The sequence below is a fragment of the Nocardia cyriacigeorgica genome (genome assembly GCF_005863245.1).
Classification (GTDB): Bacteria; Actinomycetota; Actinomycetes; order Mycobacteriales; family Mycobacteriaceae; genus Nocardia; species Nocardia cyriacigeorgica_C.
This window is the reverse complement of record NZ_VBUT01000009.1, coordinates 98,138-112,868: the sequence shown is the minus strand read 5'-3', so window position 1 is coordinate 112,868 and position 14,731 is coordinate 98,138. Positions and strand designations below refer to the sequence as shown.

Sequence of the window (14,731 nt, the reverse complement as noted above, 5' to 3'; positions counted from 1 at the left end):
CGCCTACGGCGGTGTCTCCCGTAGTACGTAGCCGACACCGCGCACGGTGTGGATCAACCGCGGTTCGCCCTCGGCTTCGGTCTTGCGCCGCAGGTAGCCGATGTAGACCTCGAGCGCGTTGCCGGAGGTGGGGAAGTCGTAGCCCCAGACCTCCTCCAGAATCCGGCCGCGGGTCAGCACCCGGCGCGGATTGGCCATCAGCATTTCCAGCAGTGAGAACTCGGTGCGGGTGAGGCTGATCGAACGGGATCCGCGCAGCACTTCACGCGTGACGGGATCCAGCGACAGATCGGCGAACCGCATCGTTTCCGAGGTCTCGCCCGGATCGGTGGTCCGGCGGCGCAGCAGCGCGCGCAACCGCGCGAGCAATTCTTCGAGCGCGAATGGTTTCGGCAAATAGTCGTCGGCGCCCGCGTCGAGACCGGCGACCCGTTCGGAAACCGAATCCCGTGCGGTCAAAACCAGAATCGGCAGATCGTCGCCGGTGCTGCGCAAACGGCGGCAGACCTCCAGGCCGTCCAGGCGCGGCATCATCACATCGAGGACGAGCGCGTCCGGTCGCTGCGCGGTGACTTTGTCCAATGCGTCGACACCGTCGACCGCGAGGTCGACGGTGTAGCCGTTGAAGGTCAGCGACCGTCGCAGCGATTCCCGGACGGCGCGATCGTCGTCGACTACCAGAATGCGCATGTCACCAGTTTGACCGCATCGACTGAGAGCGAACTGAGAGGGCTGCTCCGACACGCCGCCACCACCGCGTTCGGCGTCGGAAATGTTTGCCCGGTACCCGATAAACGATCTTGACCTGCGTATTTACCGGATTGCGCGGCCGCGGCTCTCGCGCGCGATCATTCGTTCGCGAATCTTGTTCTGCTCGGCCATATTCGAGGTTTAACGTGGGGAACGTCCAGATTGCCGATGCTCACTCTGCGGGGTATGTTCCCTGCGGTAAAAAGAAGACCTCAGGTTGGTTCTGGCGCGGTTCCCATCGAATCCAGAACTCCCCACGCACGGCCGGGGTCACTCGTGATGCGGAGGCGACACAAGCGGATGGAAGCTGCACCGCGACCCTGGCAATTCAGCCTGCCCAACTGGTCGGTTACCCGCAAGGTCGGCATCGTGCTGGTGCTGCCGGTGGTACTGGCCACCGCGTTCGCGGTGCTGCGGATCAACAACGAGCTCCAGACCATGGACCAGTTGGACGCGGCCACCGAACAGGCCATCATCATCCGGCCGATCGTGAGATTCGGCACCGCCACCGAACATCTGGCGGTGACCGCGACGTCGAGCTGGGGCAACCCCGCCGACCCGCGCACCGACGCCGCGCTGACCCGATTCGATCAGGCCTTGGCGGACATGGAAACCGCGCTCCAGGACACCGGCGTCAGCGGCAAGGTGACCGCCGAGCTGTCCTCCGCGGTGGCCATCGGCACCACCATGCGCAACAGCCTGCGCAGCGGATCACCGGCCATGGTCGGCGATCAGGCCGACGAGATCGGCATGCGCATCGGTAACGCGCTCGCGCTGTCGCCGTCGGTGGAAGACCTCGTCATCCAGCGATACTTTCTCCAGCTGACCACGATTCAGACCGCGCGCCGCGTGCTCACCGAGCAGCGCATGCTGATCAGCTCCCCCGACGCCGCCCGCAACCCGAGCATGCGGGCCAGGGTGCTCACCTCCGCCGGCGCCGAGCTGACCATGATCTACCAGTACGGCCAGATTCTGCCGGAGCTGGCCGGCAATATGCGTCCGCTGCTGGACGCGGTGCAGACCCGTCTGGCGACCTTCAGCCAGAACACCGCCGACCCGGCGAGCAATCCGGCGGTGCTGGACTCGTTGCAGGTCAGTGCCGACACCTATGACGCCACTACCGCGCAGCTGACCGACATCATCGACGCCGCACTGCTCGAGCGCACCACCACCGCGCAGAACAGCGCCCTGCGCGAGACCACGATCGTGATGGCGGTGCTGCTGGCCGGCCTGGCGCTGGCGCTGGCCGTCGCGCGGACCCTGGTGGTCCCGGTGCGCAGGCTGCGGCGCGACGCGCTCGAGGTCGCGCACGTCAAGCTGCCCGACGAGCTGTCGGTGGTGCGTGCCGGTGGCACCACCCCGAAGATCACCCCGGTCGCCGTGCACACCACCGACGAGATCGGTCAGCTGGCCCGAGCCGTCGACGAAATGCACGAACAGGCGCTCAATCTCGCCGCCGAACAGGCCCGCCTGCGGGTGCAGATCGGCAACATGTTCGAGACGCTGTCGCGGCGCAGCCAGTCGCTGGTGGAACAGCAGCTGGCGCTGATCGAGGATCTCGAACACGACGAGGACAACAGCGAACGGCTACAGAGCCTGTTCCGCCTCGACCACCTCGCCACCCGCATGCGCCGCAACGGCGACAACCTGCTGGTGCTCGCCGGTACGGCATTGCGCCGCGGCCAGCTGCAGCCGGTGCCGCTGTCGGACATGCTGTGGAGCGCGGTCTCCCAGGTCGAGGACTATCAGCGGGTCGAGATCGGCACCGTGCCCGACGGCGTGGTCGCCGGTGAGCCCGCGGTCGACATCGAGCATCTGCTGGCCGAGCTGATCGACAACGCGCTGCGCTATTCGCCGCCGACCACGCCGGTCGCGGTGACGGTCGCGCGCGCGGTCGACGGCGGCTACCTGATCGAGATCACCGACCGCGGCCTCGGCATGTCGGCCGAAGACCTGCAGGCCACCAACGAGCGCCTCGCCTCCGGTGGTGAGGTCACCGTCGAAACCGCCCGCCGGATGGGCCTGTTCGTGGTGGGCCGGCTGGCCAAGCGGCACAACATCACCGTCAGCCTGCGCCGCACCTCGACGATGGCCCAGCAGCCCGGTATCACCGCGAGCGTGCATCTGCCCGGTGCTCTCGTCGCGCCCGCGATGGACGACGCCGGCGGCAAGCCGCCGACCGATCCGTTCGCCGCGCTGCCGCCGGGCACGCCGCCGCAGCGCACCCTGGTATCGGTGCCGAACCTGCCGGAGGCCTCGCCGGCACCCGAATCCGAGCCGGTGCCGCTGTCGTCGTGGGGCACCACGAGTAACGGCCTGCCGCAGCGTCGCCCGTCCATCCGGGTGGCGGAGGCGCCGGAGCAGCCGTCGGTCTCGGTTCCGGCGAGCGCGCGCGCCGATTCCGGTTCGGAGCGTTCCGGCGCCGAGGACCGTTCCGGCAATACGCCGTTCGGCCCGCCGACGCCCGAGCCGCATCCGGGCGATGCCGAGACCGGCCCGAACCGGATCGTCAGCGCCGAACCGGAGGAAGAGCCGACGGGGCTGTGGGCCGAAACCACCGAGCACCCGATCGTCACCCCGCAGGCCGAACGCACTACGCCGCAGGCCGAACGCACGACCTCGCAGGCCGAACGCGTGACGCCGCAGGCGGAGCCGCAGCCGCGCGCCACCACCGCCGGGTCCGGTCTGCCGATCCGGCGTCCGGCTCCGGTGCGCGACGAGCCGCAGCAGGCGCCTGCGGCACCGCAGCCGCAGCAGCCCGAGACCGTCACCGTCACCGCCGAATCCGCGGCGGCGACCACGACCTCGACGCGCCTGCAGCCGGTCGGCGGCGATTCGCCGACCCCGATCTATCAGCGCATGGTCTCGGAGTGGCTGGTCGAGCCCGCCACCGCGCAGCCGTCGAGCGGCACCTGGTCCTCCCCCGCGGATGCGGGCTGGACGGCGGCCGAGGATGCCGCCAAGCCGACCACCAGCGGCCGGACGGTCGGCGGCCTGCCGATCCGCAGGCCTGGTGCGCAATTGGTGCCGGGTGGCCTGGCCCCGGTGGAAGAAGCGGGCGCTCGTGACCCGGAGGAGATCCGGAACAACCTGACCAGGCATCTCAGTGGGGTCCGCAGTGGACGGGCCGAAGCGCAGCACAACGACGGAGGGCTTGCATGACCAACCCGAACCCGAACAGCACCACGGACGAGAACCTGAATTGGCTGGTAGCCCGGTTCACCCGGGACGTACCCGGTGTCTCCCACGCGGTCCTGGTGTCGGCGGACGGCCTGTTGCAGGCCACCAGCCCGCATCTGCCCGCCGACCGCGCCGAACAGCTGGCCGCGGTGACCGCGGGCCTGGCGAGTCTGTCCACCGGTGCGGCACAGCTTTTCGACGGCGGCAAGGTGATGCAGTCGATCGTGGAGATGCAGCGCGGCTATCTGCTGGTGATGAGCGTCGGCAACGGCTCGCATCTGGCGGTGCTGGCGAACAAGTCGCACGATATCGGCCGCATCGGCTACGAGATGGCGCTGCTGGTCGATCGAGTGGGCTCGGTGGTTTCCGCCACCGCCCGCACTGCCGTCTGAGTGATCCATGTCCTCATTCGGCTCCGGGCCGTACAACCGGCCGACCACTCGCGTCAGACCCTATGCCCTGACGTCGGGGCGCACCGAGCCCGCGGTGGACCTGCCGCTGGAGGCGGTCATCGAGACCATCTCCTATACCCCGCGCGGTGATTGGCCCTCCGGTGATATCCGCATCGAGATCCTGCGTCTGGGTGCGCACCTGCTCTCAGTTGCCGAAATCGCCGCACACCTGGATCGTCCGCTCGGTATGGTCCGGGTCGTTATCGGCGATCTCGTCGTGGACGGGAACCTGCGAGTGCATTCGACTCTGACCGAACAGGCGAGCTATGACGAACGCCGTTCCCTGATGGAGAGGACATTGCGTGGACTCCGTGCCTTATAGGAGACCGGATCGGGGCTCCGCGCCCGAGGACACCGACAACCGCACCGCGTCGACCAAGATCGTCGTCGCCGGTGGTTTCGGTGCGGGCAAGACCACTTTCGTCGGTGCGGTCTCGGAGATCGTTCCGCTGCGCACCGAGGCGATGGTCACCCGGTTCTCCGACGGTATCGACGATCTGGCCGATACCCCGGAGAAGGAGACGACCACCGTCGCCATGGACTTCGGCCGGATCATCCTGCCGGGCAACCTGGTGCTCTACCTGTTCGGCACGCCCGGCCAGCGTCGTTTCTGGTTCATGTGGGACGACCTGATCCGTGGTGCCATCGGCGCCGTCGTGCTCATCGATACCCGCAGGCTGGAGGACAGTTTCGCGGCGGTCGACTTCTTCGAGGCGCGTAAGCTGCCGTTCCTGATCGCGGTCAACCGGTTCCCGGACGCGCCGCGCTTCCCGATCGCGGAACTGCGCGAGGCGCTGTCGGTGCGGCCCGGTGTGCCGATCGTGGATATCGATGCCCGCAACGCCGTCGAGGTGCGGCAGGCACTGGCCGCGGTGACCGAGTACGCGATCTCGGAATTGCAGGCCATGGAACTGGAAGGGGCCGCCAGGCATGGCTGACACGCTGGCTTCGGCGACCGGCCTGCTCGCGGCCGAGGCGAACGCCGACATGGAGTGGTTCGCCATGGGGTACTGGCTCATCGGGCTCTCGCTCGGGGTGTCGGCGCTCGGCGCGCTGGTCGGCCTGGCGTGTGTGGTGCACGGCAGGCGTTCGGCCCGGTTCCGCCCGGTCTGGCTGGGCGCGGCGGCGATCTCGATCGGCGGGGTGGGTATCTGGCTGGCGACGGCGGTGCCGCTGCTCGGGGTGGCGGTACCGGGGACGGTGCTGCGTTATGACGCGGCCACGCTGGGAGTTTCGCTGGCGGTGATCGTCATCGCGGTCTTCGGGGGGCTGGTGATCGTCGGGCGCGAACTGCGATTGCCGCGGTTGGTGACCGGCGGGCTGGTGATGGGTCTGGGCGCCGGGCTGATGCAGTACCTTCAGCTGTCCTCGGTGGATGTGCAGGGCTCGGTCGAGCTGACGGTGTGGCTGCTGGTGGTGGCCACGGTGATCGCGGTGATCGTCGCGACCGGGTGCCTGTGGGTGTTCCAGTCGATGCAGGTGCTCGCGGCGCGGATCGGCACGATCGTGTTGTTCGCCGCCGGTGTGGCCGGCGTGTACTACACCGGTGTGGCCGCACTCGGGTTCAGCCTCGATGACGCCGCCGAATCTCCGGGCGGTATGCAGTTGTTCGACTTCGTGTTCCCGATGTTCGTGCTCGGTTCGCTGGCGTTGGCGTTGCCGATCACCGCGGTGCTGGTCGCGCCGGATCGGCGGGAGCTGGCCGCGGTGGATCCGACGCCGCGTCCGGTGCTCGAGCCGGCGCACTGAGGCGGGGGCGGGGGATCCGGTGACGGCCGAGCAGGAAGCGTTGCTGCGTGAGTTGCGGGCGCAGATCGGGGAATTGCGCACCGAGGTCAGCGACTTGGAGGCGACGGTCGCCGATCTGGTGCAGCGGGTCGAGCAGCTGGCCGGACCGTCGCTGTACTGGCTGCTGTCGCTGCCGGTGGCGTTGATCGGTGAGGTGTTGCGCCGGGTCGGTGCCGCGGCGCAGGTGTTGCCGGGTGTACCGCGGTGCGGGGGTGCCGATTCCGGTGCGGCCGAGAGCGCCGGGGCGAGCAGCGGCTGAGGTCGTGGGCGCGAGCGAGAATCGCGACGGCGGGCGCGGTTTCGGCGAGGGCCGGAGAGACTTGGCGATGAGCGGGTTCTCCCTTTCGGGAGAACCCGCCCTCTCGAACGAGGGTACCGGCGAGCTATCCCGAAATCATCAGTGCGCCAGGACTTTTACTCAGGCCAAAAACCAACTCTCAGTACGAAATTCGAGAGTTGGCAATCCGCTCGCAATCGGCCCTTCGACTGTATCGCCAAGTCGCCTCACCAGCAAGGATAACCAGCCGATTGCCCTCTGTCGGCGAACCTCAGGAGCGCACGCCGGGTGAACGGCCGGGAAATAGTCGCGCGCCGATAGCCGACTTCCTCTCGAGTTCAGACCCCCTGACGCCATCGCGCGCGCTATCGTCGCAGGCGCACATGCAGGTTCGTCCGAAGGAGTTTCGTATGGCCGTCAACGTTGTGCTCGACAAGGTGCTCGACAAGGAGTACGAGAACAAGTCCCTCGCGGAGATCCTCGCCGCGCCCCCGTCGGCGCTCGCCGGCCTCACCGAGGCTCACGACAAGCAGCTGCTGGACGCCCTGAAGATCAAGACCATCGCGGATCTGGGCAACAACAAGTTCTTCCAGCTCGCCGCCGCTCTGGTTCAGCTCGAAGAACAAGAAGGCTGATCACTCCGACATGCGTAGGGGGCGGTGCCGCGATCGCGCGGTGCCGCCCCCTTCGCACTGCGGGCGAACGGAATGCCTCAGATCCGTTCCGGGTCGATCAGCCCGCGGCGCACCGCCTGGACCAGGCGGCGCGGTACCCGATGCACGACACCACCGACCGTGACCGGCACCAGGTCCGGCGGTGTCGCCTTCCAATTCGAGCGACGGCTTCGGGTATTGGACCGCGACATCTTGCGCTTGGGAACCGCCATGTCAGCCCTCCCCTCGTCCGGGCTGGGGCTGCGCGCCGCGCGCCCGCTTACCGTATTTCCGCTCGAACTTCTCCACCCGGCCCTGGGTATCGAGCACCCGGTGCGCGCCCGTCCAGAACGGGTGCGAGTCCGCGGTGACGTCGACCACCAGCAAGGGGTAGCTCTGCCCGTCGGTCCAGACCACGGTCCGGTCGCTGGTCGCGGTGGACCTGGTCAGGAACTGTTTGCCGGTACTCGAATCCTCGAACACCACCGGGTGGTAGTCCGGATGAATCCCTGCCTTCATCGATCGTCCTTTCTGTCGTGCGGTCGATGCCCTCTGCACGCGGGAAGCGCACGAGGCGACCGGATTCGGTGATTCACTCGGCGCCGCGCTGATCTCCGGCGATCGGCAGCCCGCTCGACTCGGAGGACTCGCACGGATCGGCATGCCACTCGCCGAACGGGTCGTCCCACTGCGCGACCCGCTCGGGTGCGCGCTCCACCAACCGCAATTCGTCGTCCTCGACCAGCGCCCAGTGCAGGGCCTGCCGGATGTCGGCCGGGTCGGCGTCGTGCACCAGGATCACCAGCGAGACATCGCGGTCGCCGAAGCGGTCGTCCCAGCGCAGCGCGGCCATGGCCCGGCGGTCCGGGTCGGCCTCGGCGAGTTCGTCCGGCGTCATCGCGGCGAGCCAGCGGCCCGCGCCGCCGACCCGCAAACCGCCACCGGCCGACTCCAGCCACACCACCTCGTCCGGCTGGGTGGCCAGCCACATCCGGCCGCGGGCGGTGACCACACCCTCGAACAGCACATCCAGCGCCTCGTGCAGGCGAGCTGGATGGAACGGGCGGCCCGCGGCGAATTCGACCAGGGTCACCCCGTGCTCGGTGCCCAGCGGCGGCTGGCCGCGCAGCAGCGGCGCGTGGGCGTCGAAAATCCGGCCGCGCCGCGAATCCGCCGGGATCCGGGCGAGCAGGGCTTCGATGTCGGACCCGCCGATCGCGTCGGCCGCGCACCAGTACACCGGCGCCTGCGGAACCAGCCGGGTGAGGACGGCACCGAGACGTTCGCGGTCCAGCGCGTCGACCCGGTCGACGCCGGTGACGACCAGCGCGTCGGCGAAATCGACCTGGCCGACCGCCACCTGCGCCACGGTGCGGTCGTCGTCGGCAGTGGCGAGACCGCATTCGGCGAGGGTTTCGTCGCCGGTCGCATCCGCCAGCCAGACCTGGGCATCGACGCAGGTCAGCACGGCCTCGATACGGACGTCGCGGCGAGCCGGGCCATCCACCCGTCCGATCACGCCTGCGACGACGACGTCGTCGATGGCGTGGCATACCGCTTCCGCCTCGAAGGCGGGGTCCAGGGCGAGCACGATGCGCGTCACCGAATCACGCGCGGCCAGGGTGCACAGCAGCGGGAGCAGATCCGCGCGCAGTGTGCAGGAGACGCATCCGTGGGCCAGCTCGAGCACCTCGACGCTCTCCGTGGCGCCGTCACGCACCGTCCGGCGGACGATGCCCTCCCGCAGTTCGGCCAGATCGTGGCGGACGACGACGGTGCCGGGGGCGGCGCCCAACGCACGGGCCACCTGGTCGACACCCTCGGTGGCGCGCCCGGAGGACCCGGCGACCACCACGACCGGTGTTCTGCGATCGGGAATCACAGCAACCCCTTTCGGTAACGGTTTTCATTAACGGCTCGCCACACGGTACAGTGCCGAGCGGTCGTTGTCGAAAACGATTGTCATCACCTATTGGAGGGAGCCCCGCCATGTCGGCCCATTGCCAGGTCACCGGCCGCCGGCCCGGTTTCGGCAAATCCGTCTCGCATTCGCACAAGCGGACCAACCGCCGCTGGAACCCGAACATCCAGCGCAAGACCTACTACCTGCCCAGCGAAGACCGCCGCATCACGCTCACCGTCTCGGCCAAGGGCATCAAGACCATCGACCGCGACGGAATCGAGGCCGTGGTGGCCCGCATCCGGGCGCGCGGCGACAAGATCTGAGCGGAGAACCACGATGGCATCGAAATCGACCGAACTGCGTCCGGTGATCAAGCTGAAGTCCACCGCGGGCACCGGCTACACCTACGTCACCCGCAAGAACCGGCGCAACGACCCCGACCGCATGGTGCTGCGCAAATACGACCCCGTCGTGCGCAAGCATGTCGACTTCCGCGAGGAACGCTGATGGCCAAGAAATCCAAGATCGCCCGCAACGAACAGCGCAAGCAGATCGTCGCCCGCTACGCAGCGCGGCGGGCCGAGCTCAAGGAACTGATCCGCAACCCGGCCACCCCCGACGCCGACCGCGCCGCCGCCCAGTCGGCCCTACAGCGCCTGCCCCGCGACGCCAGTCCGGTACGATTGCGCAATCGGGACGCCGCCGACGGACGACCGCGCGGACATCTCCGGAAGTTCGGGCTCTCTCGGGTACGTGTACGCGAGATGGCCCATCGGGGAGAGTTGCCCGGTGTGCACAAATCGAGCTGGTAGAAACCCTGATCTCGTGAGTAAGGAACCCGACTAATGGCAGTCAAGCGAGCACCGTCGAAGAAGGTCCGAGCCGAACAGGCCCGCAAGCCGAAGAAGAACCCGCTGATCGCCGCCGGTATCGAGACCGTCGACTACAAAGACGTCAACCTGCTGCGAACCTTCATCTCCGACCGCGGCAAGATCCGCAGCCGCCGCGTCACCGGCCTCACCCCGCAACAGCAGCGTCAGGTGGCGGTGGCGGTCAAGAACGCCAGGGAGATGGCGCTGCTCCCGTTCACCAGCCGCTGATCCGCGCCGCCGCGTCCACCAGCTCGCGGCACCGCGATACTCACGGCTCCCGCAGCGACCAAGGCCCCCGATGCGCCATCGGGGGCCTTGTCGTCTCCCGGGCGAACGAGCAGCAGTCGCGGCGGGCACCTGCGTTAAGGTGTGCCCATGTCGCTGCGCCGTGGCTGTGCCACCCTGCTCGCCGTTGCCGTCACCGTCTTGACCGTCGCCGCCTGCGGCGATGCCGATGACGGTGCCGCACAAGAGGTTACGAGCCCGGTGAGCACCTCCGCGCCGAACACCCCGACCGAGAACCCCGCCGCGGCGACGGGCGAGCCGTTCACCGCCGACCCCACCATCGTCGGCGCCCACCCGATCCCCTTCACCTCGTGGACCGCCCTGCCCGGCAACCGGATCGCGATCAGCTTCGAGACCGGAGCGCCGGAATGCTACGGCGTGGACGCCACCGTCACCGAGACCGACGAGGCCGTCACCATCGAATTGCGTTCGGGCACACGGGCCGACGCGGTGGGCAAGATGTGCGTGATGATCGCGGTCTTCGGCACGCTCGAGCTGCAATTGCAGGCGCCGGTGGGCGATCGGGAAGTGCGCAGCGCGGTGTAGGCGTTGGGCGATCGCGGGAAGCGCGCGACGAGGTTGGGCTGCTGATCGCATAGCTGGTGGGTCAGCTGCGCAGCGAGCCGCACGCGGTGTGCGCAGCGAGCCGCACGCGGTGAACATCACGCCTCAGCCGTGTGCCTGGAACGACCGACGCCGTGTCAGGGCTGGTGCCCCGACACGGCGTCGTGTGTTCGTTCGACGCTCAGTGCGCGAAGTGCCGCGAACCCGTCAGGTAGACGGTGACACCCGCCGCGCGCGCGACGTCGATCGTCTCCTGATCCCGCACCGAACCGCCGGGATGCACGATGGCCCGCACACCGGCCTGGATGAGCGCCTCCGGCCCATCCGGGAACGGGAAGAACGCGTCCGAGGCGGCGACCGAACCCTTGACCCGGTCCCCGGCCCGCTGCACGGCCAGCCCGACCGCGTCGACCCGGTTGACCTGGCCCATGCCGACACCGACGGAGGCACCGTCGTGCGCGAGCAGGATGGCATTCGACTTCACCGCGCGGCAGGCCCGCCAGGCGAAGGCGAGATCGGCCAGGGTCTGGGCGTCGGCGGGCTCGCCGGCCACCAGGGTCCAGTTGGCGGGATCGTCGCCCTCGGCGTCGAGGATGTCGCGCTGCTGCAACAGCGCGCCGCCGCTGATCGGCCGCAGCTCGACACCGGCCCGGCGCGGCGGCTCGGCCACCAGGATGCGCACGTTCTTCTTGCGCTGCAACACCTCCACCGCACCGTCGGCGTAGGACGGGGCCACGATCACCTCGGTGAAGATCTCGGCGACCTGCTGGGCCATCTCCACGGTGACCTCACGGTTGGCCGCGATCACGCCGCCGTAGGCGCTCACCGGATCGCAGGCGTGCGCCTTGCGGTGCGCCTCGGCGATGTCGGCGCCGAGCGCGATGCCACAGGGGTTGGCGTGCTTGATGATCGCCACCGCGGGATCGGTGTGGTCGTAGGCCGCCCGCCAGGCGGCGTCGGCGTCGACGTAGTTGTTGTACGACATCTCCTTGCCGTGCAACTGACGCGCCTGCGCCAGCCCCGGCGCGCCGTCGTTGGCGGTGTAGAGCGCGGCTTCTTGATGCGGGTTCTCGCCGTAACGCAACACCGCGGCACGCTCCCAGCTGCCGCCGATCCAGTCCGGGAAGCGTTCGGTGCCGGGCGCGAGCACGCTGGTCATCCAGCTGGCCACCGCGACGTCGTAGTTCGCGGTGTGCTGGAAGGCCTTGGCCGCCAACGCCGTCCGCTCGGCGAGGGTGAAACCGCCCGCGCGCACAGCGCTGAGCACCTGCTCGTAGTCGCCGCTGTCGACGACCACACCCACCGACGGATGGTTCTTGGCCGCGGCGCGCACCATCGACGGACCGCCGATATCGATCTGCTCCACGCATTCGTCGGGCGCCGCGCCACTGGCCACGGTCTCGGTGAACGGGTAGAGGTTCACCACCACCAGTTGGAAGGCCTCCACGCCCAGCTCGACCAGCTGATCGACGTGCTCGCTCTTGCGGGTGTCGGCGAGGATGCCCGCGTGCACCCGCGGATGCAGCGTCTTGACCCGGCCGTCCAGGGTTTCCGGGAATCCGGTGAGGTCTTCGACCTTGGTCACCGGAATTCCGGCGTCGGCGATGCGGGCCGCGGTCGACCCGGTCGAGACCAGTTCGACCCCGGCCTCGTGCAGGCCGGTCGCGAGCTCGACGAGCCCGGTCTTGTCGTAGACGCTCACCAGCGCCCGGCGGATCGGCTTGCGGTCGCTGGATTCACTCACCGGGAAACTCGCTCATCTGGGATTACTGCCTTTCGTCCGTCGGAGACAATGCCTCGGGTGGCGACGGCGGCGACAACCTCCGCCAGCAACCGTCGCTCGACAACCTTGATGCGCTCGTGCAGGGTGGCCTCGTCGTCATCGGGCCGCACCTCGACCGCTTCCTGCGCCAGGATCGGGCCGGTGTCGATGCCCTCGTCCACCAGGTGCACCGTCGACCCGGTGACCCGCACGCCGTAGGCGAGCGCGTCGCGGACGCCGTGCGCACCGGGGAAGGCGGGCAGCAGCGCGGGATGCGTGTTGATGATGCGGCCGCCGAACCGCTTCAGGAACATCGGGCCGAGGATCTTCATGAAACCGGCGGAGACCACCAGGTCGGGTTCGTAGGCCGCGACCGCGTCGGTCAGGGCGGTATCCCAGGCGCTGCGGTCGGGGAAGTCGGCGAGCGCGATGCGGAAATGCGGGATGCCCGCGGCGTCGGCATGCTCGGTGGCAGCGCAGGTCCGGTCGACACCGACGGCGACGATGCGGGCCGGATAGCCGGGGGCCGCGGTGGCCTCGATGAGCGCGCGCAGCAGCGATCCGGTGCCCGAGGCGAGTACGACGACGGTGGCCGGGGCCTTTTCGGATGGGGCCGGGGAGGTCAGCGCTCTACTCCTGGGAGTCGGGTCGGGCGGTGGCCGGATCGTTGCCACCGCCGTAGAGCCTAACGATCCTCGGTTCGGCCACTTTCCGGCAGGTCCGCCTCGACCACCTCGGCGTCGACGATCTCGGCGGGCGGCTCGGCCGGGTGCGCGGTGCGGTGGTCGAGCGCGGGCTGCTCCTCGACAACTTCGGCGTCGAGTTCCAGCGTCAGTTCCGGGCCGTCGTCGTAGTCGCCGAATTCGTAGTCGTCGTACTCGTCGTCGTACTCATCGTCGGCGTAGTCGTCATCGTCGTAATCGTCGTCGGGGTAGTCCTCGCCGTGGTCGTCGACGTAGCCGAACCCAGGGATCGGGGTGCCGACCGGCGTGATGAACAGGCGGGCGAAGACCAGCCCCGCATAACCGGTGACGGCAAGGAAGACCAAGGTCACGACGGCGAAGATCGGCAGATCGGGACCGATCCGGCCGAAGGTGCCGAGTTCGCCGCCCGCCACCGCGCCGAGCAGCACCAGCGCCACCGTCGCCAGCGCCGCGCCCACGAGCGTCGACCACGGGGCGAGGATGCGGTCGGGCGAAGTGCGTGCGGTATCGAGACCGCCGATCACACCGACGACGACGGGGATCAGCAGCAGCACCGGCCACCAGCCCGCCGCTGGACCCGTCGGCAGCGCGGCGAGCACCGGCATCGACGGCACCGGACCACCGACCACGGAGAACACCCCGACCGAGGCGTCACCGAATTCGACGCCCGCGCCGACCAGCACGGCCACCGCGCCGATCACCACATTGGGCAGATACAGCAGCGAGAGCACCGTCAGCCCGATGACGCCGCCGGCATTGCCCGCGCCGGAATAGCTGTCCCCGATCCGGGACCAGTGCGCGAGCAGCGAGACGATGGTGACGACGGCGGCGGCGCCGAGCATCCGCAGCACGGTGTGGGCGGCGACGTAGCCGGCGGCCACCGCCCAGTACGGCAGCCGATCCGCGCTGGCGGGCCAGAGTCCGGCGGCGATACCGCACCCGGCGGCCACCAGGTGCAGCCCGCCCACCCAGGCGAAGGCCGTCAGCGGATTCGGCGGCTGCATGGGCAGCACACCGGAAGCGTCCTCGGTGACGGCCAGGCAGACGGCGGTGACCAGCAGTGGCCCGCCCGCGGCCGCAGCGATCAGCCAGGCCAGATCGGCGCGAGACGGATCCGGTTCGACCGCGTGCGCGCATTCACGCGCGCACGCCCACATCATCAGTGCGGTGGGCAACAGCGGCAGCACACCGAGCGTGGTGGCGCCAATGACGACGGGCACCTGGTGCACCGCGAGCCAACTGCCCGCGATGGCACCGGAGATACCGGAAACGCCGCTGCCGGAGGCCAACAGCGTGGCAAGCATGGCGACGACGATGGCCGCGAGCCCGAAGGCGGCCGGGCGGGCGGCCACGAGCGACAACACCCGCGCGCGTTCGGGGGTGAGTGACAGAAAGCCGGGTTCATCGACCGGCGGCTCCGGCTCGGATCGGACCGGTGCGGTCCGTCGGACAAGCGAATTCCGCGGGGAGCTCATGAAGATTCAGGTTGGCAGCTCTCCCGGCGCGAGCGGGTCAGGCGCGCCGGGCGCCGGGAGAGCACC

Annotated in this window: 19 protein-coding genes; 12 read left to right on the top strand and 7 right to left on the bottom strand. The window is 69.1% G+C overall.

The annotated features are described in order from the left end of the window. Positions 1-3: 3 nt before the first annotated feature. Positions 4-690 carry a response regulator transcription factor gene (locus tag FEK34_RS22395; protein WP_138450700.1) on the bottom strand — a complete coding sequence of 229 codons (687 nt, stop codon included), beginning with the start codon at positions 688-690 and terminating at the stop codon, positions 4-6. Positions 691-1,050: 360 nt separating this feature from the next. On the opposite strand from FEK34_RS22395, the gene FEK34_RS22390 reads away from it, so the two are divergent. The 7 genes from FEK34_RS22390 (at position 1,051) to FEK34_RS22360 (ending at position 7,082) form a co-directional block, all read left to right on the top strand. Next, on the top strand, positions 1,051-3,912 hold the full coding sequence (locus tag FEK34_RS22390; protein ID WP_138450698.1) for a sensor histidine kinase: 2,862 nt from the start codon (positions 1,051-1,053) through the stop codon (positions 3,910-3,912). Next, complete coding sequence (locus FEK34_RS22385; RefSeq protein WP_014352949.1) at positions 3,909-4,322, top strand: roadblock/LC7 domain-containing protein; 414 nt, start codon at positions 3,909-3,911, stop codon at positions 4,320-4,322. The genes FEK34_RS22390 and FEK34_RS22385 overlap by 4 nt, the downstream gene beginning before the upstream one ends. A gap of 7 nt (positions 4,323-4,329) precedes the next feature. Further along, positions 4,330-4,704 (top strand): DUF742 domain-containing protein, encoded by a 375-nt coding sequence (locus tag FEK34_RS22380; protein WP_036540042.1) that lies wholly within the window; start codon positions 4,330-4,332, stop codon positions 4,702-4,704. Continuing rightward, positions 4,694-5,320, top strand: coding sequence for a GTP-binding protein (locus FEK34_RS22375; protein ID WP_014352951.1), 627 nt, complete (start codon positions 4,694-4,696; stop codon positions 5,318-5,320). Before FEK34_RS22380 ends, FEK34_RS22375 begins: the two co-directional genes overlap by 11 nt. Continuing rightward, positions 5,313-6,131 carry a hypothetical protein gene (locus FEK34_RS22370; RefSeq protein ID WP_138450697.1) on the top strand — a complete coding sequence of 273 codons (819 nt, stop codon included), beginning with the start codon at positions 5,313-5,315 and terminating at the stop codon, positions 6,129-6,131. The genes FEK34_RS22375 and FEK34_RS22370 overlap by 8 nt, the downstream gene beginning before the upstream one ends. 19 nt (positions 6,132-6,150) lie before the next feature. Next, positions 6,151-6,429, top strand: coding sequence for a DUF4200 domain-containing protein (locus FEK34_RS22365; protein WP_138450695.1), 279 nt, complete (start codon positions 6,151-6,153; stop codon positions 6,427-6,429). Between the two features lie 428 nt (positions 6,430-6,857). Further along, the gene (locus FEK34_RS22360; protein ID WP_138450693.1) at positions 6,858-7,082 is read left to right on the top strand and encodes a hypothetical protein; all 225 of its coding nucleotides are present in this window, start codon (positions 6,858-6,860) and stop codon (positions 7,080-7,082) included. Positions 7,083-7,159: 77 nt separating this feature from the next. Here FEK34_RS22360 and rpmF read toward each other — a convergent pair whose 3' ends face one another. The 3 genes from rpmF to mrf all read right to left on the bottom strand — a co-directional run bounded on the left by rpmF (position 7,160) and on the right by mrf (position 8,982). Further along, a complete protein-coding gene (gene rpmF / locus FEK34_RS22355; protein ID WP_048833652.1) occupies positions 7,160-7,333 on the bottom strand; it encodes a 50S ribosomal protein L32 in 174 nt (57 codons plus the stop codon). A gap of 1 nt (position 7,334) precedes the next feature. After that, entirely contained in the window at positions 7,335-7,619 is a 285-nt protein-coding gene (locus tag FEK34_RS22350) for a type B 50S ribosomal protein L31 (RefSeq protein ID WP_138450691.1), read from the bottom strand. A 73-nt stretch (positions 7,620-7,692) separates the two neighbouring features. After that, a complete protein-coding gene (mrf, locus tag FEK34_RS22345; protein ID WP_138450689.1) occupies positions 7,693-8,982 on the bottom strand; it encodes a ribosome hibernation factor-recruiting GTPase MRF in 1,290 nt (429 codons plus the stop codon). A gap of 107 nt (positions 8,983-9,089) precedes the next feature. On the opposite strand from mrf, the gene rpmB reads away from it, so the two are divergent. The 5 genes from rpmB to FEK34_RS22320 all read left to right on the top strand — a co-directional run bounded on the left by rpmB (position 9,090) and on the right by FEK34_RS22320 (position 10,706). Then, positions 9,090-9,326: a 50S ribosomal protein L28 gene (gene rpmB / locus FEK34_RS22340; protein WP_014352957.1), complete on the top strand. Its 237-nt coding sequence runs from the start codon at positions 9,090-9,092 to the stop codon at positions 9,324-9,326. 13 nt (positions 9,327-9,339) lie between these two features. Then, entirely contained in the window at positions 9,340-9,510 is a 171-nt protein-coding gene (gene rpmG / locus FEK34_RS22335) for a 50S ribosomal protein L33 (protein ID WP_036540055.1), read from the top strand. After that, positions 9,510-9,815 (top strand): 30S ribosomal protein S14, encoded by a 306-nt coding sequence (rpsN, locus tag FEK34_RS22330; protein WP_138450687.1) that lies wholly within the window; start codon positions 9,510-9,512, stop codon positions 9,813-9,815. The genes rpmG and rpsN overlap by 1 nt, the downstream gene beginning before the upstream one ends. A 33-nt stretch (positions 9,816-9,848) precedes the next feature. Further along, positions 9,849-10,103 (top strand): 30S ribosomal protein S18, encoded by a 255-nt coding sequence (gene rpsR, locus FEK34_RS22325; protein ID WP_036540059.1) that lies wholly within the window; start codon positions 9,849-9,851, stop codon positions 10,101-10,103. A 147-nt stretch (positions 10,104-10,250) separates the two neighbouring features. After that, positions 10,251-10,706 carry a hypothetical protein gene (locus FEK34_RS22320; RefSeq protein ID WP_138450685.1) on the top strand — a complete coding sequence of 152 codons (456 nt, stop codon included), beginning with the start codon at positions 10,251-10,253 and terminating at the stop codon, positions 10,704-10,706. A gap of 199 nt (positions 10,707-10,905) precedes the next feature. Here the strand turns inward: FEK34_RS22320 and purH are convergent, their stop codons facing one another. From purH to FEK34_RS22305, 3 genes are read right to left on the bottom strand one after another with little or no spacing between them, the layout of a single operon-like run. Beyond that, the gene (gene purH / locus FEK34_RS22315; RefSeq protein WP_138450683.1) at positions 10,906-12,468 is read right to left on the bottom strand and encodes a bifunctional phosphoribosylaminoimidazolecarboxamide formyltransferase/IMP cyclohydrolase; all 1,563 of its coding nucleotides are present in this window, start codon (positions 12,466-12,468) and stop codon (positions 10,906-10,908) included. Then, the gene (gene purN / locus FEK34_RS22310) at positions 12,465-13,160 is read right to left on the bottom strand and encodes a phosphoribosylglycinamide formyltransferase (RefSeq protein WP_432760978.1); all 696 of its coding nucleotides are present in this window, start codon (positions 13,158-13,160) and stop codon (positions 12,465-12,467) included. The genes purH and purN overlap by 4 nt, the downstream gene beginning before the upstream one ends. A gap of 11 nt (positions 13,161-13,171) precedes the next feature. Continuing rightward, entirely contained in the window at positions 13,172-14,665 is a 1,494-nt protein-coding gene (locus tag FEK34_RS22305) for a cell division protein PerM (protein ID WP_138450681.1), read from the bottom strand. Positions 14,666-14,731 lie beyond the last annotated feature (66 nt).